Source organism: Streptomyces sp. BBFR51, from assembly GCF_044591655.1.
Classification (GTDB): domain Bacteria; phylum Actinomycetota; class Actinomycetes; order Streptomycetales; family Streptomycetaceae; genus Streptomyces.
Genome location: NZ_CP172448.1, coordinates 228,305 through 249,638, shown reverse-complemented (window position 1 = coordinate 249,638; position 21,334 = coordinate 228,305). Strand labels below are relative to the sequence as shown.

16 protein-coding genes and 1 pseudogene are annotated in these 21,334 nt (G+C 71.5%); 12 read left to right on the top strand and 5 right to left on the bottom strand.

Annotation, left to right across the window (positions count from 1 at the left end):
• Positions 1–54: 54 nt before the first annotated feature.
• From ACGH7X_RS01115 to ACGH7X_RS01090, 6 genes are all read left to right on the top strand, one after another.
• Complete coding sequence (locus ACGH7X_RS01115) at positions 55–1,104, top strand: iron-siderophore ABC transporter substrate-binding protein (RefSeq protein WP_399880476.1); 1,050 nt, start codon at positions 55–57, stop codon at positions 1,102–1,104.
• A complete protein-coding gene (locus tag ACGH7X_RS01110; protein WP_399880474.1) occupies positions 1,101–2,144 on the top strand; it encodes a FecCD family ABC transporter permease in 1,044 nt (347 codons plus the stop codon). Before ACGH7X_RS01115 ends, ACGH7X_RS01110 begins: the two co-directional genes overlap by 4 nt.
• A complete protein-coding gene (locus tag ACGH7X_RS01105) occupies positions 2,141–3,193 on the top strand; it encodes a FecCD family ABC transporter permease (RefSeq protein ID WP_399880472.1) in 1,053 nt (350 codons plus the stop codon). The genes ACGH7X_RS01110 and ACGH7X_RS01105 overlap by 4 nt, the downstream gene beginning before the upstream one ends.
• Positions 3,190–4,053: an ABC transporter ATP-binding protein gene (locus tag ACGH7X_RS01100; RefSeq protein ID WP_399880470.1), complete on the top strand. Its 864-nt coding sequence runs from the start codon at positions 3,190–3,192 to the stop codon at positions 4,051–4,053. Before ACGH7X_RS01105 ends, ACGH7X_RS01100 begins: the two co-directional genes overlap by 4 nt.
• Before the next feature lie 3 nt (positions 4,054–4,056).
• Positions 4,057–5,388 (top strand): MFS transporter, encoded by a 1,332-nt coding sequence (locus ACGH7X_RS01095; RefSeq protein ID WP_399880467.1) that lies wholly within the window; start codon positions 4,057–4,059, stop codon positions 5,386–5,388.
• 205 nt (positions 5,389–5,593) lie between these two features.
• Positions 5,594–6,133 carry an EF-hand domain-containing protein gene (locus ACGH7X_RS01090; protein ID WP_399880464.1) on the top strand — a complete coding sequence of 180 codons (540 nt, stop codon included), beginning with the start codon at positions 5,594–5,596 and terminating at the stop codon, positions 6,131–6,133.
• A gap of 39 nt (positions 6,134–6,172) precedes the next feature.
• Here ACGH7X_RS01090 and ACGH7X_RS01085 read toward each other — a convergent pair whose 3' ends face one another.
• Positions 6,173–6,826 (bottom strand): TetR/AcrR family transcriptional regulator, encoded by a 654-nt coding sequence (locus ACGH7X_RS01085; protein WP_399880461.1) that lies wholly within the window; start codon positions 6,824–6,826, stop codon positions 6,173–6,175.
• Positions 6,827–7,047: 221 nt separating this feature from the next.
• Here ACGH7X_RS01085 and ACGH7X_RS01080 point away from each other — a divergent pair, with 221 nt between their 5' ends.
• The 3 genes from ACGH7X_RS01080 (at position 7,048) to ACGH7X_RS01070 (ending at position 10,147) form a co-directional block, all read left to right on the top strand.
• Complete coding sequence (locus ACGH7X_RS01080) at positions 7,048–8,940, top strand: RICIN domain-containing protein (RefSeq protein WP_399880458.1); 1,893 nt, start codon at positions 7,048–7,050, stop codon at positions 8,938–8,940.
• Between the two features lie 84 nt (positions 8,941–9,024).
• The gene (locus ACGH7X_RS01075) at positions 9,025–9,603 is read left to right on the top strand and encodes a dihydrofolate reductase family protein (RefSeq protein ID WP_399880456.1); all 579 of its coding nucleotides are present in this window, start codon (positions 9,025–9,027) and stop codon (positions 9,601–9,603) included.
• A 130-nt stretch (positions 9,604–9,733) separates the two neighbouring features.
• On the top strand, positions 9,734–10,147 hold the full coding sequence (locus ACGH7X_RS01070) for a DUF4190 domain-containing protein (protein ID WP_399880453.1): 414 nt from the start codon (positions 9,734–9,736) through the stop codon (positions 10,145–10,147).
• Between the two features lie 24 nt (positions 10,148–10,171).
• Here ACGH7X_RS01070 and ACGH7X_RS01065 read toward each other — a convergent pair whose 3' ends face one another.
• A complete protein-coding gene (locus tag ACGH7X_RS01065; RefSeq protein WP_399880450.1) occupies positions 10,172–10,450 on the bottom strand; it encodes a hypothetical protein in 279 nt (92 codons plus the stop codon).
• 6 nt (positions 10,451–10,456) lie between these two features.
• On the opposite strand from ACGH7X_RS01065, the pseudogene ACGH7X_RS01060 reads away from it, so the two are divergent.
• Positions 10,457–10,678: pseudogene (locus ACGH7X_RS01060) on the top strand (helix-turn-helix transcriptional regulator); the annotation flags it as partial.
• A gap of 55 nt (positions 10,679–10,733) precedes the next feature.
• On the opposite strand, the gene ACGH7X_RS01055 reads toward ACGH7X_RS01060, so the two are convergent.
• Positions 10,734–11,429 carry an alpha/beta hydrolase gene (locus ACGH7X_RS01055; protein WP_399880447.1) on the bottom strand — a complete coding sequence of 232 codons (696 nt, stop codon included), beginning with the start codon at positions 11,427–11,429 and terminating at the stop codon, positions 10,734–10,736.
• An 87-nt stretch (positions 11,430–11,516) separates the two neighbouring features.
• On the opposite strand from ACGH7X_RS01055, the gene ACGH7X_RS01050 reads away from it, so the two are divergent.
• Positions 11,517–12,077: a TetR/AcrR family transcriptional regulator gene (locus ACGH7X_RS01050; RefSeq protein ID WP_399880445.1), complete on the top strand. Its 561-nt coding sequence runs from the start codon at positions 11,517–11,519 to the stop codon at positions 12,075–12,077.
• Between the two features lie 193 nt (positions 12,078–12,270).
• A complete protein-coding gene (locus ACGH7X_RS01045; RefSeq protein ID WP_399880442.1) occupies positions 12,271–13,302 on the top strand; it encodes a LacI family DNA-binding transcriptional regulator in 1,032 nt (343 codons plus the stop codon).
• Positions 13,303–13,349: 47 nt separating this feature from the next.
• Here the strand turns inward: ACGH7X_RS01045 and ACGH7X_RS01040 are convergent, their stop codons facing one another.
• Complete coding sequence (locus ACGH7X_RS01040) at positions 13,350–17,042, bottom strand: discoidin domain-containing protein (RefSeq protein ID WP_399880439.1); 3,693 nt, start codon at positions 17,040–17,042, stop codon at positions 13,350–13,352.
• Positions 17,043–17,174: 132 nt separating this feature from the next.
• Positions 17,175–21,323 carry a GH92 family glycosyl hydrolase gene (locus ACGH7X_RS01035; protein WP_399880436.1) on the bottom strand — a complete coding sequence of 1,383 codons (4,149 nt, stop codon included), beginning with the start codon at positions 21,321–21,323 and terminating at the stop codon, positions 17,175–17,177.
• Positions 21,324–21,334 lie beyond the last annotated feature (11 nt).

Below are 21,334 nucleotides of genomic sequence, written 5' to 3'. Positions count from 1 at the left end.
CCGCAGCCCGGACGCGCGGGCCCGGCACCCCGACCGAGAGTGAAACCCGGGTCGATGAGAACACCCCGCCTTCGCGCACTCGCCCTCGCGGCGGCCCTCCTGTTCGGCCTCACCGCCTGCGGCGGCCAGGACGACGCCAAGGACGACAGCAGCGCCGCAGGTGCCGGCGCAGCCGGTGCCGGCCGGTTTCCCGTGACGATCAAGCACGCGCTCGGGACCACCGTCGTCCCCGACAAGCCCAAGCGCGTCGCCACGGTGAACTGGGCCAACGACGAAGTGCCGCTCGCCCTCGGCGTCGTCCCCGTCGGCATGGCCAAGGCCAACTTCGGCGACGACGACGGCGACGGGGTCCTGCCCTGGACCGAGGACCGGCTCAAGGAACTCGGCGCCAAGACGCCGGTCCTGTTCGACGAGACCGACGGCATCGACTTCGAGGCCGTCGCCGACACCAGGCCCGACGTCATCCTCGCCTCGTACTCCGGGCTGACCGCCGAGGACTACGAGACCCTCAGCCAGATCGCCCCCGTGGTCGCCTACCCCGAGGCCGCCTGGGCGACCCCGTGGCGCGACATCATCAAGCTCAACAGCAAGGCCATCGGCCTGGCCGACGAGGGCGACAAGCTGATCGCCGACCTCGAAGGGCAGATCACCAAGACCGTCGCCAAGTACCCCCAGATCAAGGGGAAGTCGGCGATGTTCATGACCCACGTGTCCTCCAAGGACGTCAGTGAGGTCGGCTTCTACACCACCCACGACACCCGCACGCAGTTCTTCACCGACCTCGGCATGAAGATCCCGGCCAGCATCTCCGAGCCGTCCAAGGACACGAAGAAGTTCGTCCTCACCAAGAGCGCCGAACGCATCGACGACTTCAACGACGTCGACATCGTCACCGGCTACGGCGACGACAAGGGCGAACTGCTCAAGGCCCTCAAGAACGACCCGCTCACCTCGAAGCTGGCGGCCGTCAAGCAGGACTCCGTCTACCTGCTGCCGGGCAGCACCCCGCTGGCCACCGCCGCGAACCCGACCCCGCTGTCCATCCCGTACGTCCTCGACGACTACGTGAAGGCGCTCGCCCAGGCCGCGGACAAGGCCGCGTGAGCGCCACCCAGACCCTGCGCGTGCCGAACGCCGTCCCGGTACGGCGTTCGGCACGCGTCCGCGTGACCTGGCTCCTCGTGCTCGCGGCCGTCCTGCTCGTCGTCATGACCGCCTCCCTCGCCTTCGGTTCCCGCGACGTCGCCTGGTCCGACGTGTGGTCCGCCCTCGGCGGAGCGGAACACACCCTGGAGGAGGCCGCGGTCACCAAACGCGTACCGCGCACCCTCCTCGCCGTCGTCGTGGGCGCCGCCCTGGCGGTCTCCGGCACGGTCATGCAGGGAGTGACCCGCAATCCGCTCGCCGACCCCGGCATCCTCGGCGTCAACATGGGTGCCTCGCTGGCCGTCGTCACCGCCATCGCCCACTTCGGCCTCGCGTCGGCGTCCGGATACATCTGGGTGGCGATGACCGGAGCGGCACTGACCGCCGGGTTCGTGTACACCGTCGGCTCGCTGGGGCGCGGCGGCGCGACACCGCTCAAGCTGGCCCTCGCCGGTGCCGCCATCTCGGCCGCGCTCGCCTCCCTGGTCAGCGCCGTCGTCCTGCCGCGCAACGACATCTCCGACACCTTCCGGCTGTGGCAGGTCGGCGGCGTCGGGGGAGCCTCCTACGCACAGCTCGGCAGTGTCACGCCGTTCCTCGCGGCCGGGTTCCTGCTCTGCCTCGCCTCCGCCCGTGCCCTCAACTCCCTCGCACTGGGCGACGACCTGGCGGCCGGACTCGGTGAACGGGTGGCCCTCGTCCGGGCCACCGCGGCGCTCGGCGCGGTCGTGCTGTGCGGCGCGTCCACCGCCGTCGCCGGACCGATCGCCTTCGTCGGCCTGCTCGTCCCGCACACCTGCCGGCTCCTGGCGGGCGTCGACCACCGCTGGCTGCTGCCGTTGTCCGCACTGGGCGGCGCCATCCTCCTGACGGCGGCGGACGTGGTGGGGCGCGTCGTGGCCCGGCCCTCCGAGATCGACGTGGGCATCCTGACCGCCATCATCGGCGCCCCGTTCTTCATCCACATCGTCCGCCGACAGAAGGTCAGATCCCTGTGAGCGCCCCCGCCGCCAGCGCCCCGTCCACGCTGCGGACCGTCACCCGGACCCGGGTCCGCGGCGCGTACCGGCGGCGGCTTCTCGTCCTGACGCTGCTCCTGCTCGTCGTCGCCGCGTTCGTCACCACCCTCATGGCCGGGCACACCTTCTACCCGGCCCACGACGTGGTGCGCGTGATCATGGGGGAGGACGTGCCCGGAGCGTCCTTCACGGTCGGCAGACTGCGGCTGCCGCGCGCGGTGCTCGCCCTGACCGCGGGATTCAGCTTCGGCATCGCCGGCGTCACCTTCCAGACGATGCTCCGCAATCCGCTCGCCAGCCCCGACATCATCGGCATCAGCGCGGGAGCGAGCGCGGCGGCGGCCGTCGCCATCGTGACCTTCTCGCTGGGCGGCACCGAGGTGTCGGTCGTCGCGATCGCCGCCGCGCTCGGCGTGGCGCTGCTCGTGTACACCCTCGCGTTCCGCGACGGCGTCGCCGGCACACGGCTCATCCTCATCGGGATCGGCGTCTCCGCCCTGCTCGACAGCGTCACCTCCTATGTCCTGTCGCAGGCCGGTGAATGGGACCTCCAGGAGGCGATGCGCTGGCTGACGGGCAGTCTCAACGGCACCACCTGGGATGAGACCGTGCCCGCCGTCCTCGCCGTGCTCGTGCTCGGCCCGGTGCTGCTCTCCCGGGCCCGCGACCTGAGCGCGCTGAGCCTCGGCGACGACACGGCGTCCGCGCTCGGCGTCCGTGTCGAACGCACCCGCGTCGTGGTGATCGTCGCGGCCGTCGGACTGATCGCCTTCGCGACGGCGGCCGCCGGACCGATCGCCTTCGTCGCCTTCCTCTCCGGGCCGATCGCCGCCCGACTGGTGGGGACCGGCGGATCCCTGCTGGTGCCCGCGGGTCTGGTCGGTGCCCTGCTCGTGCTGGTCGCCGACTTCACCGGCCAGTACGCCTTCGACACCCGCTACCCCGTGGGCGTCATCACCGGCGTACTCGGCGCGCCGTACCTCGTCTACCTGATCGTCCGCACCAACCGGGCCGGAGGCTCACTGTGACCGCGTCCCACTCCCTGTCCACCGAGGACCTCACCCTCGGCTACGGCGACCGTACGGTCATCGAGGGCCTCGACCTGACCCTCGCGGCCGGGAGGATCACGGTGATCGTCGGGGCCAACGCCTGCGGCAAGTCGACGCTGCTGCGCTCGATGTCCCGGCTCCTCGTGCCGCGCGCGGGACGGGTCGTCCTCGACGGCAAGGAGGTCCACCGCACCCCGGCCAAGCAACTCGCACGCACTCTGGGCCTGTTGCCCCAGGCGCCGGTCACCCCGGAGGGCATCACGGTGCTCGACCTGGTCGGCCGGGGCCGCCACCCCCACCAGCGCGCCTTCTCCCGCTGGACGGCGAAGGACGACGCGGCGGTCGCCACCGCACTGGAGGCCACGCACACGACGGACCTGATGGACCGGTCGGTCGACGAACTCTCCGGCGGTCAGCGCCAACGCGTGTGGATCGCGATGGCGCTGGCCCAGCAGACCGACCTGCTGCTGCTCGACGAACCCACCACGTTCCTCGACATCAGCCACCAGGTCGAGGTCCTCGACCTCCTGACCGACCTGAACCGCACCCGCGGCACCACGATCGTCATGGTCCTGCACGACCTCAACCTGGCCGCACGCTACGCGGACCGGCTCATCGCCCTGGCCTCCGGACGGCTGCACGCCGCCGGAACCACCCAGGAGGTCATGACGCGGGACATGGTCCGGTCGGTGTACGGCATGGAGAGCCGCGTCATCGAGGACCCGGTCTCCGGCAGGCCCCTCGTACTCCCGATCGGACGCCACCACTCGACGGCCGCGGACGACGAGGCCACCCCGTCCGTCGGCTCGCAGCAGTCCGCACCCGCCGGGAGCCACTGAACCATGCCCCCGAAGCCCGCCGCACTGCTGCCCGACCTCGCGCCGTGGCGCTCCTCCCGGGACTTCCGCCTCCTGTGGGTGCAGGGCCTGGTCACCTATCTCGGCAGCGTGATGGCGCTGATCGCGCTGCCGCTCCAGATCAAGGACCTGACCGGTTCACCGCTCGCGGTCGGAGTCATGGGCGCCGTCGAACTCGTGCCGCTCGTGGTCTTCGGACTCTACGGCGGGGCACTCGCCGACGCGGTGGACCGCCGCAAGGTCATCGTCCTGACCGAGGCGGGACTGGGGCTGCTGGCAGCCGTGCTGCTGCTGAACGCGCTGCTGCCGCGGCCCATGCTGTGGCCGCTGTACGTGGTGGCGGCGGGCGTGGCGGCGCTCGCCGGACTCCAACGGCCCGCGCTGGACTCCTTGCTGGTCCGCATCGTGCCGCACGACCAGCTGCCCGCGGCGGCCGCGCTGAACGCCCTGCGCTGGCAGGCCGGCGCGATCGGCGGGCCCGCCTTGGCCGGCCTGGTCGTGGCGTACGCGGGCAACGTCCCCGCGTACGCCACCACGGTCGTCTGCTTCCTCGCCTCGGTGTGGATGTGCCGTCGGCTCTCGCCCGCCCCGCCCGTCGAGCACGCGGGCAGGCCGTCCCTGCGCGGCATCGCGGAAGGCGCCCGGTACGCCTGGTCGCGCCCGGTGCTCCTGGGCACGTACGCCGTCGACCTGGCGGCCATGTTCTTCGCCTTCCCGAACACCGTCTTCCCCTTCCTCGCCGACGAACTGGACGCCGACTGGGCGCTGGGGCTGATGTACTCCGCGGGAGCCGTCGGGTCCCTGCTCGTCAGCCTCACCAGCGGCTGGGTGTCCCGGACCCGTCGCCACGGACTGCTGGTGGTGTTCGGCGCGGCCGGCTGGGGCCTCGCCATCGCGGCGGCCGGCTGGACGGCGAACATCTGGCTCGTGCTGGCGTGCCTCGCGCTGGCGGGAGCGGGCGACATGCTCAGCGGCCTGGGCCGCTCGACCATCTGGAACCAGACCATTCCGGACCGGCTGCGCGGCCGGCTCGCCGGCATCGAGGTCCTCTCCTACAGCATCGGCCCGCAACTCGGACAGGTCCGCTCCGGGGCGATGGCCGGCTGGACCGGCGCCCGCCCGGCGATCTGGACCGGCGGGGTCGCCTGCGTCGCCACGGTGGGCCTGCTCGCCACCGCACTGCCCAAGCTGCTCAGTTACGACGCCCGAACCGACGAGGACGCGCTGCGACGGGCCGGCCAGGTCACCGGGCCAGGCGCGCCGGACGCGCAGGGCTTCGGCCCCGCTCCGGCGGTCGAGGAGCCTTCGAAGCCCTGAGCCCTCGCCGGTCCCGCCGCCCGCCCTGCGCTGTCCAGGAAAGGGGTGTTTCATGCGCGGCCGGGCGGACTCCGTCCGTTCGTGTGCACAGCCCCGGCTTTTGCACCGAGTCCGCGGAAACGGGCGGATAGTGGACGAGCCGCCCGGGCGTGGACTCCGGGCGAGTTCCGACGCAGGACTCCACCCGGAAAGTCAGAGGTGCACCATGACGCCCACCAACGAGGCGACCGACCGCGTCCAGTTGGTCTTCTCCCTCTTCGACGCCGACGGGAACGGCTACCTGGAGCTCGCCGACTTCGACCTGATGAGCAGCCGCGTGGTGGCGGCGGTACCGGCGGCCGGTGACGCCGTGAAGGAGAGGCTCGCCCGGTCCTTCCGCGGCTACTGGGACACGCTCCTGAGCGAGCTGGACGCCAACGGCGACGGACGGATCAGCCCCGAGGAGTTCGCCTCCATCGTCCTCAACCCACAGCGCTTCGACGCCGCCGTGGACGAGTTCGCCGACGCCCTCGCCGCGATGGGGGACCCGGAAGGGGACGGCTTGGTCGCCCGCCCCGAGTTCGTCGCGCTCATGATCGCCATCGGCTTCGACCGGCGCAACATCGAGACGCTGTTCGACGCCTTCGGGCCGGACGGGGCCGACCGTATCCGGGTGGCCACCTGGGCGGACGGCATCCGGGACTACTACCGGCCCGAGAAGTCCGGCATCCCCGGCGACCACCTGACCGCGGGCGTGTCCGGATGACCGGAAACGGCCGGACGGCCCGGCGCCGGTGCGAGCCGCTCAGGCGGTGAACCGCCCGGGTGCCAGTGTCGCCAGCAGTGAGCGGATCACCAGGTCCGTGGACGCGGCCATCTCGACGGAGTCGGGGTCGAGCAGCCACTGGACCTGGAGACCGTCCATGACGGCGATGATCGCGTTGGCCGCGTCGTGCGCCCGGGCCGCGTCCTCCTCGGTCAGACCGCAGGCCTCGGTCAGCGCGTCGGTCACGAAGGCGCGCAGTCCGGTGTAGCGGTCGCGGAAGTAGGCCTGCGCGGGATGCTCGTCGGTGACGGACTCGGCGGACAGGACGGCGTAGAGCCGGACGATGCCCTCCCGCTCGGCGTTGCGCCGGGCGGTGTCGACGAGGTGGAGCAGGAAGGCGAGTCCGCGCGGGCGCTCCGTGCCCAGCTGCTCGATGTCCTTCTGGTCGCGGAGTTCGAGAACGCTGGTGAGCAGCAGCGCCTTGGACCTGAAGTAGTGCAGGACGCCGGCCTGGGTCAGCCCGGCCCGGTCGGCGATCTCCGCCAGGGAGGCGTTGTTGTACCCCCGGGCGGCGAAGGTGTCGGTGGCGATGCTCAGGATGTCCTGCTGGCGCCGCAGGGCTTCGGGACTGCGCGGTGTACGCGGCCCGGCCTTCGGTCTGCGTGTGGGCCTGCCCACTGATCGGTCGCTCACGGGCGACAGCCTACGTTCTGCCCCGCCGCCCGATCGGCGATCTCCCGGCTGCCCGGACAGTAGTGACGCACATCACTTACTAAGTACTTAGTAGGTATGCTTTCATGGCGCCGTCATTCCGCGCTCCACGGTCTGGGTACCGACCGGCTCGGAGGCTCCTCCGTCTGCCGTGCGGGCCCCCGGTACGCCCCGCCCCGCACCGAAGCGAAGGAGTCCGCACCGTGTCGACCAGTACAAGATCCCGCCCCCCGAGAGTCCGGGCCGCCACCGCCGCCATAGTCCTGGCCGTGGCCGGCCTCGGCGTCGCGGGGACCGGAAACGCGCAGGCCGCCGATCCGGTCGCCCAGGTCTGGGTCACCACCCCGGACGGCGCCAAGAGGCTCACGGCCGAGGGAGACGTCCCCTTCACCAGCAGTCCGCAGCCGGTCGACATCCGGATCGACGGCGGCGACAGGGGCCAGCGGTTCACGGGCGCGGGTGCGTCCGTGACGGGCGCGTCGGCACACCTCGTCCAGAGCCTGCCCCAGGGCCAACGCGACGAGCTGATGCGGTCGTTGTTCTCCACCGCCGGAGACGGCATCGGGCTGAACTACCTGCGCCAACCCCTGGGCAGCACCGACTTCGACGCCGCGAACGCGCCCCACTCCTACGAGGACACCCCTGGCCAGTTCTCGATCGACCGGGACAAGGCCGAGATCATCCCCGTCCTCGCCCACGCCACCGCGGTGAACCCGCAGATCCGGTTCATGGGTACGCCCTGGTCGCCCCCGGCATGGATGAAGAGCGGCAACTCACTCAACGGCGGGAGCCTCAAGCCGGAGAGCTACTCGGCGTACGCCGACTACCTGGTCAAGGCGATCCAGGCCTACCAGCAGGAGGGCATCGCGCTCACCGACCTCACGGTGCAGAACGAGCCCGAGTTCGCGACGAGTTACCCGTCGATGTCGATGACCTCGGCGCAGCAGGCCGACTTCCTGAAGGTCCTCGATCCGAAACTGACGGCGGCCGGACTGCCGACGAACATCCTGGCCTACGACCACAACTGGGACCACCCGAACTACCCCCTCGACGTGTTCGCCCGCACGGCCGGCATCAACCGCGTCATAGGCGCCGCCTTCCACTGCTACGGCGGTCAGGTCTCCGCGCAACAGCAGGTCGTCGACGCGGGCAAGCGCGTCTTCTTCACCGAATGCTCCGGCACCGACAGCGCCGACACGGCCAGGACCTTCGGCGACACCCTGCGCTGGCAGGCCGAGAACCTCGTCGTACAGAACTTCCGCGACGGCGGCGAGACCGTCCTCACCTGGAACCTCGCCCTGGACCGGAACGGCGGCCCCCACCAGGGCCACTGCACCAACCGGTGCAACGGCGTGGTCGAGATCGACGGCGGGAACGTGGCCCGCAACGCCGAGTACTACGTGCTCGGCCATGTCAGCAAGTTCGTCAGGCCGGGCGCCACCCGCGTCGGCTCCAGCAGCCAGGGCGCCGGAGGTGTACAGAACGTCGCCTTCCAGAACCCCGACGGCTCCCGTGTCGCCTACGTGGTCAACACCGCGGCCGACTCCCGGCGCTTCTCCCTCACCGACGGCGGCAGGTCGCTCGCCTACACCCTGCCGGCCGGCGCCGTCGCCACCTTCGTGTGGAGCGACACCGGCAGCGAGCCGGCCGGTCCGATCGACCCCGGCGCCTGGTACCACGTGGTGAACGACGGCAGCGGCGCCTGCCTGGACGCCGCCGACTGGGGCACCGCCAACGGCACCGCCCTGCAACAGTGGGCCTGCGGCAGTGGTGCCAACCAGTCCTGGCAGTTCCGCCCCGCCGGCGACGGCTACTACCAGGTCGCCAACCGGCACAACGGGAAGGCCTGGGACGTGGACGGCGGCTCCGGTGCCACCGCAGACGGCATTCGTGTCCATCTGTGGGACTACGTGGGCGGCACCAACCAGCAATGGCGTCCCGAGCCCACCGGCACCACCGGCCAGTACCGTTTCGTCGCCCGCCACAGCGCCAAGTGCCTGAGCGTCGACAACGCCTCCACCGCCGACGGGGCCCGCCTGTCCCAGCAGCCCTGCTCGCGGTCCGCCGCGCAGACGTTCACACTGACGACCGGCTGAGATCTCCTCCGACGGGCACGATGACTTTCCGGCCCGGCATCGGTCGTAACAGGTAGGCGAGCCTACCGCTGAAGGGACAGCCCGATGTCAAGCCTCATGGTCGACTTCATCATCTCGCTCGACGGATACGCGGCCGCGGAGGGCTGGCCCGGTTTCTGGGGCATGGAGGGGCCCGAGTATCTGGCCTGGCTCGACGGGGACGCCGAGAAGCAGCACACCAGCCTCATGGGCGCCACGACGTACCGGTTGATGTCCGGCTTCGCCACCAAGATGCCCGACGATCCCGGCTTCGCCGTACTGCGCGAGATGCCCAAGGTGGTGTTCTCCTCGACCCTTCAGTCCCCGCTGTCCTGGGAGAACACCGAACTGGTCCAGGGGGACCCCGTCCCGGCCGTGCGTGACATGAAGCGGCTCGGGACGCGGCCCCTGCGCACACTCGGCAGCCTCACCCTCGCCAGGTCGCTGCTCGAAGCCGGCCTCGTCGACCGCTTCCGGCTGGTCGTCTTCCCGGTCATCACCGGCGCGAGTGGGAAGGAGCGGATCTTCGACGAGTATCCGGACATCGCCCTCGACCTCGTCGAGAGCCGCACCTTCGACGGCCGCCTCCAACTGCTGGAGTACGTTCCCACGGTCCTGGACGGACCGCCGGGGGCCGGTGACTAGATCGGGGGTCCGTCCGAGGCAGGCCGCCGCGATGCCGGTCGCCGCGTCTCGAAGGCATCCGTCACGCGCCTCGGGGCATTCGCAAGGCACGGCAACTCACGCGATCGAAACCAGAGACGAGTGTGACGACGTGTCTTTCCCCGAGCACCCCGGAACTCCGCAGGACTCCGCACAGGCGCACCAGGGCGCCGGCGCCAGGCATGGCAACGGGATGGCCATCGCCGCGTTGGTCCTCGGCATCCTGGCCGTCCTGCTCTTCTGGACCGTCATCGGCGGTGTGGTGCTCGGCCTCCTTGCGTTGATCTTCGGCATCATCGGTGCCCGCAGGGCTCGCGGCGGTCGCGCCCCCCACCGCGGAATGTCCATCGTCGCGGCGGTGCTCGGCGCGCTCGGAGTGATCGCCTCCGTGGTGATCATCGCGATCGGCGCATCGATCCTGAACTCGGACGAGTTCAAGGACTTCGACGACTGCGTCCGGCACGCCGACAGCCAGAGCGAGCGAGACGCCTGCGCGGACGACTTCAACGAGGACGTCAACAACTGACCGTCGCTGCTACGGGACGAGGCGTCAGCCGGGGACATCCGGCACGGACCACTCAACGCCGTGGTCGCCGAGGACATCCAGGAAGCCGGCGGCGTCGAACGCCTCCGCGTGGGCCAGTACCCCCGCGGGGGCGCCCTGGGCGACCAGGCGCCGGGACGCTTCCACGGCGACCACGGCGGTGGCGCCGTAGGCGTCGCAGCCGTGGACCACTCCCCGGGCGCGCCGTCCGCCCGCGCCGGTCACCTCGGCGGCGAACGCCCACCGCATGGCCTTGCGATCGTCCGGTTCCGGCCCGACGGGCACGGAGTCGGCCTGTCCCCGGCGGCCTTCGCCCGGCGCTTCACCTCACTCGCCGGTCAGCCACCGCTCGCCTGTCTGACCTGGTGGCGCATGACACTGGCGGCGCGGCTGCTGCGCGACACCGACGTGCCCCTGCGCACCGTGGCCGAACGGATCGGATACACCTCGGAGTTCGCCTTCGCCAAGGCGTTCAAGCGTCATCACGGCACGGCGCCCGGCCGCTACCGCCGACCGGTCCCGGAATCCGCCCGCCCCGCGACCGAATCGGCACGGCGCGGGGCAGCCGTCACAGACTCAGCAGCACGTCCCGGACCGCGTCGGGCCGGGACAGGAACGGATGGTGGCCGGCGTCGAGTTCGACGACGGTGCCGGCCCGGCGGGCGAACTCGCGCTGCAGGTGCGGCGGGGTGCCGCGGTCCTGGGCGCAGACGAGGTACGTCGAGGGCACCTGCTGCCACGCGGCCGCCCCGACCGGCTGCCCGGTCACCCGCACGCTCTGCCGGGCGAGGTGGTCTGCCGCCTGGGCCTGGATCTCGGGAGTGCAGTCCTGCAGGAACGTCTCCACGAGCAGCTCGGGGCGGACCCCGAACGTCCCGGTGTCGGGGTCGACGTCGAGGAACGGGGCGGGACTGCCGTCCCCGAACTCCGACAGGCTCTGCCCTGCCTCGGGCAGATAGCTGGAGACCAGCAGCAGGTGGCGTACCGACTCGACCCCCGCGGCGGCTTCCGCGGTGACGATGCCGCCGTAGCTGTGCGCGACCACGACCGTCGGCTCGTCGTCGGCCCGCAGAACCTGCCGCACCGCGGCGACGTCCTCGGCCAGTCCCGGACCGCCGTCGCCGCCGGGCAGACCCTCCTCACCGCAGCTCGGCAGCGCCGGGGCCACGCTGGACACACCTCGCTCCCGCAGCAGTTCGGCGGTGCGGTGCCACCACCACGACCCGTCCCGTACGCAGGCCCCATGCACGAACACGACTCTCATCCCGCTGCCTCCATGTCTGACTCGACTGTCTCGACTGCCTTGCGATCAACGGTAGACGTAGTCATCGTTACGTGAAAAAGTGCGGCTGTGGGCAGACGACCTCAACCGCAGATCAAGGAGAGGCTGCTGGACGCGTGCGCCGATCACGCCCTCGCGCACGGCCTCCCCGACCGGCTCGGGCCGCTGGCGGGCGCCACCGGCACCTCGGCGCGCATGCTCATCTATCACTTCGGCACCCGCGACGCCCTGCTGCGGGCCGTCCTCGGGCACGCGCGGCAACGCCAGCTCGACACATTCGGCGACCTCCTGCGGGCACGACCCGACGAGCACTACACGGCCACACTGGACCGTGCCTGGACTTCGATCACCGGCCCGGACGGGCGGCCCTACCTGCGGATGTTCGGTCAACTGCGCGAGAGTGCGGAGCAGCAGCTGTGGCCCAACTTCCGGCGCACCGCGACGACCGACTGGCTCGGGCCGCTCGAAGACGGACTGCGCAGCATCGGCCGGCCCGATCTCGCGACGCTCGTTCTCGCCGTCATCCGCGGTCTGCTCATGGACCTCGACGCCACCGGCGACACCGCCCGCACCGACCAGGCCTTCCGTGACTTCCTCGGCACGGTCGAGCACCTGTCCAGCGGCACGTAGCGCGGCGGCGCCCTCCTTCGCCCGAACGCTCCGCGAAGGGACGACGGGGCTGTTCGGCCATCGCCTTGTCAGCGTGAAGACACGGATGTATAACGTTGTAAAACTAGCGCACAAGGGCTCGGCTCACGGCTCACGGTGACGACACCGGACCCGCACCGACCACCCGAGTCGGGCCGCTCAGGAAGGGAATGACGTGCGGGTCAGCCTCAAGGACGTCGCCGCGCACGCGGGGGTCTCCATCAAGACCGTCTCCAACGTGGTGAACAACTTCCGGCACGTCACGCCCGCGATGCGTGAACGCGTCCAGCGCTCCATCGACGAGCTCGGCTACCGGCCCAACCTCACCGCCAGGCACCTGCGCGCGGGACGTACGGGCATCATCGCGCTGGCCCTGCCGGAACTCGGCAACCCCTACTTCGCGGAACTCGCCGCGGCCGTCATCGACACGGCGGCCGACCACGACTACACCGTTCTGCTGGACCACACCGGCGGACGACGCGAACAGGAGCTCCTGGTCAGCCAGGGCTTCCGGGCACGGGTCATCGACGGACTCATCCTCAGCCCCATCGAGCTGGAGACCGAGGACCTGCGCGACCGTGCGGAGAACGTACCGCTGGTACTGCTCGGCGAGCGGGACTACGACCTGCCGTACGACCACATCGCCATCGACAACGTCGCGGCGGCGCGCGCGGCCGTCCGGCACCTGGTCGCTCTGGGCCGCCGGGAGATCGCGTTCATCGGCGCCCGGCGCGGCCGCAACGAGCCCGCCCAACTGCGCGTACGCGGCTGGCGCGAGGAACTGGCCGCCGCCGGACTCGCCGCCGACGAAGGACTCGTGGCCGCCACCGACGGCTGGGGGCACGCCGACGGAGCGGCGGCCATGGCCCGGATCCTCGACGACGGAAAGCGTCCCGACGCGGTCTTCGCCTACAACGACCCGATGGCCATCGGCGCGATGCGGGTCCTCCACGCGCGGGGACTGCGGGTGCCCGAGGACATCGCGGTGGTCGGATTCGACGACGTGGTCGAGGGACGGTTCGGCGCGGTGACCCTCACGTCCGTGTCTCCGGACAAGGGAGCCATCGGCCGGCTCGCGGTGGAATCGGTCCTCGCCCGGCTCGGTGGCGACGCTCCCGAACCGCGGCGCATCTGGGCGGACTACCGGCTGGCCGAACGGGAGAGCACGCTGGGACGGCACGCGGCGGAAGGGCACGAGAACGGCTGACCCGCCGGACGTGAGTCCGGCGGGCCGCGCGGGGGTGGTGCGGCAGCTCAGTGCCTGCCGCGGCCGGAGACCAGGGACGTGCCGTAGCCCTGCGCCGTCACCTCCAGATCGCCCCGGTGCTGCTCGCCCTGCGGGCAGGAGACCGTCACCTCGCGCTCCTCACCCGGCAGCAGCCAGAGGTAGTTGTCGGAGTAGCGCGCGGGCAGTACCCGGTCGCCGGAGCGGTGATCACGCAACGACAGCCGGACCATGGGGGCGACGGCACGCCCCTTGTTGCGGACCTTCACCGTGACGGCGATCCGGTCGTCTCGCTGCGAGGTGCGGCCTCCGGCCACCTCCAGCCTGGCCCCCGAGAGGCCGTTCAGAGCCTGTACGTCCGCCGGCCGGTCGTAGCGCCAGTACGTGTTCTGCGACAGCGTCCGCCCGTCGGCGCGGGTCAGCCGCAGCCGCACCAGGTGCAGCGGGTGGCTGCCGCTCGGCTCGGTCACCGTGAAGGCCGGGGCCGTCGCGGACGCCGGGACGTCGAGCTTTCGGCGTTGCGGGTCGGCCAGCCTGCGTCCGGCCAGGTCCAGCACCTCGGCGTGGACCACCGCGCCGCGCAGCCGCTGAGCCGTGTGGTTGACCGCGAGCACCTTCCAGTCGTTCGGGTCGGCCTGTACGTGGTGCGCCTCGCAGGCCGAACGGGCCCCGTAGTACGTGCCGTTGACGTCCAGGTCGTAGTCGTAGGTCTGCCACACGGTGCTGTGCCACGCCGGATTGGACATCCACAGCAGCAGCCCGCTCGCGTCGTCCCACAGTCTGGAGTTCCAGGCCTCGAAGAGGGCCCGCATGGACTCGTAGTTCACGAACTGCGCCTTGGCGCAGAACTCCTCCAGCGAGGCGGACTCGCCGAGGCGCTCGTCGATGGCCGCCTTGTAGCTCTGCGGGTTCTGGCCACCGCGCTCCAGCCAGTCGTGGTGATTCCAGACCAGGCCGATGGGCCACTCCTGCTCACCGCCGACGAGGTTGCGCATGCTGTCCACGACCGGGATCGTCGGGATGCCGATCTCGGTGTGGAAGCCGAAGGTGCCGTGCGCGTAGAGGTCGGGGTCGTAGTAGCGCTTCGGGTCGACCCAGGCGTAGGGGCCGCTGCCGCTGACGACCCCGGCGGCGGAGTTGCTGATGTAGCTCACCCCGGGGTGTTCCTCCGCGACGGCCTTGCGGGCCCCCTCGTCGATCTCGCCGGACGGCGTGCCCTCGTTGGCGCCGCACCACACGACGATGCTCGGATGCGACCGGTAGCGGCGCACGGTGTCGCGGACCTGGTCGAGGTAGAGGGCGTGGTTGGGCGGATCGAGGAACCAGGCGTTCCAGAAGTCGTTCCAGACCAGCAGCCCGTTCTCGTCGCAGCGGGCGTAGAACTCCTCGCGGTTGCTGCTGCCGAGCCAGTTGCGGATCATCGTGAAGTTCATGTCGCGGTGCATCTCGACGGCCGCCTCCATACGGCCGTTGCCCATACGGCGCAGCAGCTCGTCCCAGCCCCAGTTGCCGCCGCGGCACATGACACGCACGCCGTTGACGCTGATCTGCAGCTGGTCGGGCCGGTTGTCGACCGCCTTCACGTCCCTCCAGTCCTCGCCGTCGTCGGAGACCTGGACGGTGAAGGTGAGGGCGTACGCCGTCTCCCACAGGAGGGAGATCCGGTCGAAGTCCTTGTCCTCGCCGAGGTCGACGCGGATCCACTGGTCGTCCGAGTAGGCGGACGACCAGCGCGTGTCGTCGTCGCCGTCGACGGCGGCCGCGGCGGTGTTCGTCGCGTTGTCGGTGGAGGAGGCCGAGGCGGGAGCCCGCAGCGCGAGGTCGGTGTCCGGTGCGGCGCCGTCGGTGACGGACAGGCGCCACAGGGAGGCGCCGTAGTTGGTCGCGCGGCGACCGGCCAGGACGCGGACCCAGCGGGCGTGTTGGCGGTCGATCTCGACGGCCTGCTCGAAGCGGTTGGCGCCCGGTTCGAACACGACCGGGTTCTCCGAGGCGTAGTCGAACTGGCGCAGCCCGACGCGGAGCGTGCGCTCGTCGCTCACGTCCCTGCCGACGGAGGCGGCGATCTCCAGGTCGTGCAGGGCGGGAGCGCCGTAGCCGTTGGGCCACCACAGCTCGGGGTTCCTCAGCCGCAGTGCGCGGAACTCCTTCGGTGCGAAGACCACCTCGGTGCTCGCGCCGCCGTCGATCCGGACGTCCTTGCCGACGCGGACGCCGCCGAGCCGGGCCCTGACCGTCACCGTCCGGGCCTGTGGGGCCGCGTTGCGGACCGGCACGGTGATGGTGACCTCGGCGCGGGAGCGGTCCGGCAGGCCGGGCAGGACCGTGTCGACACGCGGGTCGCCGACGACGGCGTCGCCGGTGGCACGCAGCCGTACGTGGTTCCAGATGCCCATGACGCGGTCGCGTACTGCGGGCATCCAGTCCCAGCCCGTCACCGCCAGGTAGGTCGGTCCGTTGCGCATCATCATGCTGGAGCCCGCGTCGGCGTAGGACACGCCGTTCGAGCCCCGGTCGCCCGGGCTGCCGGGGTAGGGCATGTGGTCGATGCGGACGGCCAGCACGTGCTCGCCGCCCCGGGCCAGCCGCTCGGTGACGTCGAACGAGCCGCGGGCGGTGGGATGGGCCATCTCGCCCACCCTGGTGCCGTCCACCCAGATCTCGGCGGCGTGGTTGATGCCGTCGAACTCCAGCCAGACCCGGCCGCGGGAGGTGAGGCCGCGCGGGACGGAGAACGTACGCCGGTACCACCAGGCGGACTTGCCGAGCGCCTCGGGTATGCGCAGGTTGTCCATGCCCTTCACCGGGTCGGGCAGATGCCCCTCGGCGACCAGCGAGGCGAGGATGGTGCCGGGGACCTGGGCACGCAACCAGCGGTCGGTGTCCACACCGGGCGAGGACAGCTTCGCCCCGTCGTCCGTGCCGGCGAACTCGTCGCGGGTCACGTTCCAGCCCGACTCGATCGGCACGGTGCCGTCGTCGGCGACCTTCAGCGCGGGCACCGGGCGGGCGCCGCTGGTCCACTCCGTCCAGCCGGTCGCCGCGGGGCGCCGGGCGGGCGCGGTGCCGTGCACCTGGAAGGCGTTCAGGCCGAGCGGGTTGTCGTTGGACAGACCGGTGCCGACCATGCGGACCCATCGGGTGTCGACCGGCCCGTCCAGTGCCACCTCGACGGTGCCGCCCCGGTCCGTGGTGCCCTCGTACACCGACCGCCACTGCTTCCCGTCCGGCGACACCTCGATCCGGAAGCTGGTGGCGTAGCTCGACTTGACCTCCCAGCCGGTGGTGTTGACGTTGGGGTTGCTGTCGTCGGCCGGTACGAAGACGGTATCGCCTTCGGTCGCCTCGAAGACCAGGACGACCGAGGTCACCCGGCAGGTGGCCGCCAGGTCGACCGCGACCCACTGGGGCTCCTCGGTGCCGGCCGCACGCCAGCCGCTGCCCGTGACCCCGGGCCGCCCCATGCGGTCGGTGACGAAGTGGGCGGGCGTGGGCGCGTACGCCGTCGAGGACACCCGCACCGGGCGGTTGAGCGCGAGATCGGCCCCGGCGGCCTCGGCGCCCGCCGCCGGTACGGCGGGTGCGGCGGGTGCGGCGAAGGCACGGCCGGGCAGCGCGCCGGCCAGGCTCACGCTCGCCAGCACCGTCGCCGACGCGGTGAGGAAGGTGCGGCGCGAGTGGTCCGCCTGCGGTGTGGCGGCGCCTGCTTGGTCGTCGCGCATGGGTACTCCTTGGGTGGTTGTGCGGACGCGTTAAGGAGTGGGGGGTGAGGGGAGCCGATGTGGGGTCGTGGGGGTCGAGGGAGACCGACGGTGGCGACCGGCCCCTCCCCGGGCCGCCGGTCACCGCCGGGTTCAGCCGACCGTCTCCACCCGGACGCCGGCCAGCCAGCCGCCCCAGCCGTCCTCGGGGAGGCTGTCCGAGAAGCGCAGGTAGAGGCCGCCGCCGTCGCCGCCCGCCCGGGCGCGCAGGTCGGCGATGTCCAGGCCGCGCCGCTCGCGGTTGGACTGGAACATCACGGGGTCCGGCTCGCGCAGGACGGTCGTCCAGTGCGTGCCGTCGGTGGACGCCTCGACCAGGAACTGGTTGGCGATGTCGAGGGTCACCGTGCCCCGGCCGTCCGCGGGCACGGGCAGCCGGTAGGTGAAGGAACGGTCGGCGTCGGCGTACCGCGCCCACGCGTCGGATCCGTCCGCGGTGACCTGCGAACCCTCGTCCGCGACGAGGACGCCCTGCTCGGAGTCGGTGCCCGGTTCGACCTCGGTGACGTCACCGACGACCCGGGCGGTGCCCTGCCCGGTGACCAGCCAGTCGGCCCAGGTCGCGGTGGCCCGGATCCGCTGGGTGCCCGGCGCCGCGTCGTCGGGCGCGGTGACGCGGACGGTGACCGTGGTGGAGCCGCCCGGTGCCAGCTCGCCGACCTCGGCACGCGCGGGGTCGGCGGTCCAGCCGGAGGGCACGGTGAGCGCCAGCTCGGGCGAGAGCGTGGTGTCACCGCTGTTGGCCAGCTCGACGTCCACGGACGCCGTCGTGCCGGGCCGCAGCGCGACGTCGCCGACCCTCACCTCGACCGGGGTCCGCGGCACCGTGTCCCGTGTCAGCAGCTCGGCCTCCGCGAGTGACACCTCCTGCTGCCCGTCGGCGGTCACGACGCGCAGTCGGTACTCCCGCATGCTCGCCGGACGGTCGACCCGGAACGGCCGGGTCTGGTTGCGCCAGCGGAACTCCTCGTCGGTGCGGCGGTCCAGCGTGGTCCAGTGCGTGCCGTCGTCGGAGCCCTCCAGCACCCACCCTCGCGGGTCCTGGTCGGCGGAGGCGGCGGAGGAGGTGAGTGTGTAGTACGTGACGCGGGTGTCGTCGCCGCCGTTGACGCGGTAGCGGACCTCGGGGTCGTCGCCGGTGAGCACGGCGGCGGTCTTCGAGGTGTCGTCGAACAGGGCGGTGACGTCCGTACCGGTGGAGGACGCCGGGATGCCGCGGTCCTCGCCGGTCACGTCGTGCAGCGGACGGGGGCGTTCGCCGACCGCGGTCGGCGAGTCGGGGACGTCGTTCCTGCCGGTGCCCCACGAGGACGGCTGCGCGCCCATGGTGAAGCGCAGCCGGCCGCCGTCGGCGATCTCCTCGTGGGAGATGGCGGTGGAGGTGTGGCGCTTCCCGTCGACGGTCAGGTTCCGCACGTAGATGTCGCCCTTGCTGGTGCCGGGCGCCTCGATCACCAGCTTGCCGCCGGGCAGGTGCAGGGTCGCCTTCTCGAACAGCGGGGAGCCGATGACGTACTCGCCACTGGACGTCTGCAGTGGGTACAGGCCGAGGGCGCTGAACACCCACCAGGCCGAGGTGGCGCCGTTGTCCTCGTCACCCGGGTACCCCTGGCCGATGTCCGAGCCGAGCCAGCCGCGGTCCAGCGCCTGCCGGACCAGCTTCTGGCTCTTCCAGGGCTGCTGCGTGTACGTGTACATCCAGGGGATGTGGTGCGAGACCTGGTTGGGGATGCTCCACTGACCCAGCCTCAGGTCGCGGGTCTCGCGCATCTCGTGGATGGTGCCGCCGTAGGAGCCCGGACGGTCGGCCCTTTCCGGGGTGGCGAAGAACGCGTCCAGCTTGTCCGCGAGCCCCTTGCGGCCGCCGTAGAGCTCGGCCAGTCCCTGGCCGTCGTGCGGGGCCGGGAAGGCCTCGTTCCAGCCGTCGGCCTCCGTGTAGTCGTGGTCGTTGCCCCAGGTGCGCGGGTCGTAGCGGTCGGGGGCGGTGGTCCACTCGCCGTCCGCGGACTTGCCCTGGAAGAAGCCGGTGGCCGGGTCGTACAGGTCGGCGTAGCCGGCGGAGCGGTCGCGGAAGTACTCCGCCTCCTCGCGCAGGCGCTCCCGCTCCTTGGCGGGGGTGCCGCGCTTCTTCGCCATCTCCTCGGCCATCGCGGCGATCGCGGAGTCGTTGACGTAGCCGTCCAGCGACCAGGAGAAGCCCGCGCCCACGTCGTTGGGGACGTGACCGAGGAACGTCGAGCGCTCCAGGTTGTCGCGGCCGACGCTGCTGTCCGGCGGACGCACGGTCGCGTTCTTGAGGGCGGCGTCGTAGGTGTCCTCGGCGTCGATCCCCGGTACGCCCTTGGTGTAGGCGTCGGCGAAGGCGGCGTCGGAGTTGGTGCCGGTCATCACGCGGGCGTAGCCGGGGGAGGACCAGGGGGAGACCCAGCCGCCGTCGCGGTACTGCTGGACGAAGCCGTCGACCAGTTCACCCGCCGTGTCCGGCCAGAGCAGGGAGTACGCGGGCCAGGCGGCCCGGAAGGTGTCCCAGAAGCCGGTGTTGACGAAGACCTTGCCGTCGGCGATCTTCGCCCCGGTCTCGGTCGGGCTGCTCGCCGGGGGCGTCCAGGAGCCGGAGGACTGCACGGCGTGCCGGTAGCGGGGCCTCTTCTTCGTGCCGGTGTTCTCGTAGCCCGAGTTGGGATACAGGTTCATCCGGTAGAGGTTGGAGTAGAGCGTGGTCAGCTGGTCCTCGGTACCGCCCTTGTCGATCTCCACCACGCCGAGCCGCTCGTTCCAGGCGGCCTTGGCCCGTGCGGCGACCTTCTCCAGGGAGTCCTGGGCGCCGATCTCCAGCTCCAGGTTCTTCTTCGCCTGGTCGACGCCGATGAGGGAGGTGGCGATGCGCAGGTTGACGGTGCGCCTGTGACCGCCGTCGAAGGACACGTAGCCGGTGGAGGGCCGGTTGCCCTCGGTCAGCATGCCGCTGCCGGTCACGGGCTGGTCGAACGTGCCGTACATGTACATGCGGCTCATGCCCGTCGAGATGGTACGGACCTCCGACCAGCCGGAGACGGTCCCCGCCTCGGCGTCGATCGTCAGGCCGGACCGGTCGTCGACGTTGTCGAGGATCAGCTTGCGTCCGCCCTCCTTTGGGAAGGTGAAGCGGAGGAGTGCGGCATGGTCGGCCGGTGCCATGTCGGCGCGCAGGCCGCCCGCGAAGGTGACGCCGTAGTGGTGCGGCAGCGCCGTCTCGTCCTCGTGACGGAACGCCATCGCCCGTGCCGTGCGTCCGGCGTCCGGGACGCCCTCGGCGGTGGAGGGCATCACCTGGAAGGTCTGGCGGTCGCCCATCCAGATGCTGGTCTCGTGGCTGGCGGCGAACGCCTGTATCTCCGGCAGGTTCTCGGCGTTGTTCTGCTGCTGGTAGCTGTACAGGGTGCCCAGGGAGCCGGCGTCGGTCATCGGGGTCCAGAAGTTGAAACCGTTGGGGACCGCCGTCGCCGGGAAGTTGTTGCCGCGCGAGTAGTCGCCGCTGGACTGGGTGCCGCGGGTGGTGACGACCCAGTCGGCGGGGGAGGAGCGGTGCGGCGCGGCCGGTCGCCCGTCGAGGGCGATGTCGTCGATCCAGCCGCCCACGTCCGCCGGCCCGTCGGGTCCGTCGTAGGTGACCAGGACCTTGTCCACCGTCCGGCCCGCCGCCACCTCGCCGAGGGCGGCCGAACGGCGGTTCCACTGAAGGGGGGAGACGGTCTTGGCGTCACCCTGGGCGCGGGCGGTCAGCCGGTCGCCGTTCTGGTCGCGGGCGTTCAGGCCGCTGAGCCGTGATCCGTCCGTGAACCGCAGGTCGACGGCGACGAAGGTGCCCGCGTAGTCGACCTTCTTCTCGTCGAAGTCCGGGAAGAGCAGGTACGACAACTCGCTGTGCGGACCGATCCGTACGTTCACGTCGGCCACGACCGTGGTGGCGTGTGCGGCGCCGTCGGCCTCATGGCGTCCGGAGTAGTGGAGCGCTTTCAGGCCGGTGAATCCGGCGTCGGCCTTGGCCGCGTAGGTCCGGTCCGGTCCGTCGTCGACGACGGTGCGCAGGCCCGGTGCGTCGGAACCCGGCTGGAGCACGCCGGACACATCGGGGCCACCACCCGGTCCGGTGGCCGCTTCGCCGTCGGGCGCGGCCTCGTCCGGCTCGAACGAGGTGCCCCAGTCCGCCGTCATCTTCCCGGTCGCCGCCGACGGGAGCGAGGAGGCGCCGGCGCCGCTCACGGCCGGACCGG

Excerpts from the sequence above, each read along its gene's own strand:
- ACGH7X_RS01055 (WP_399880447.1), bottom strand. The coding sequence starts at position 11,429 with ATGAGAGTCGTGTTCGTGCATGGGGCCTGCGTACGGGACGGGTCGTGG.
- ACGH7X_RS01095 (WP_399880467.1), top strand. The coding sequence starts at position 4,057 with ATGCCCCCGAAGCCCGCCGCACTGCTGCCCGACCTCGCGCCGTGGCGC.
- ACGH7X_RS01090 (WP_399880464.1), top strand. The coding sequence starts at position 5,594 with ATGACGCCCACCAACGAGGCGACCGACCGCGTCCAGTTGGTCTTCTCC.
- ACGH7X_RS01075 (WP_399880456.1), top strand. The coding sequence starts at position 9,025 with ATGTCAAGCCTCATGGTCGACTTCATCATCTCGCTCGACGGATACGCG.
- ACGH7X_RS01040 (WP_399880439.1), bottom strand. The coding sequence starts at position 17,042 with ATGCGCGACGACCAAGCAGGCGCCGCCACACCGCAGGCGGACCACTCG.
- ACGH7X_RS01115 (WP_399880476.1), top strand. The coding sequence starts at position 55 with ATGAGAACACCCCGCCTTCGCGCACTCGCCCTCGCGGCGGCCCTCCTG.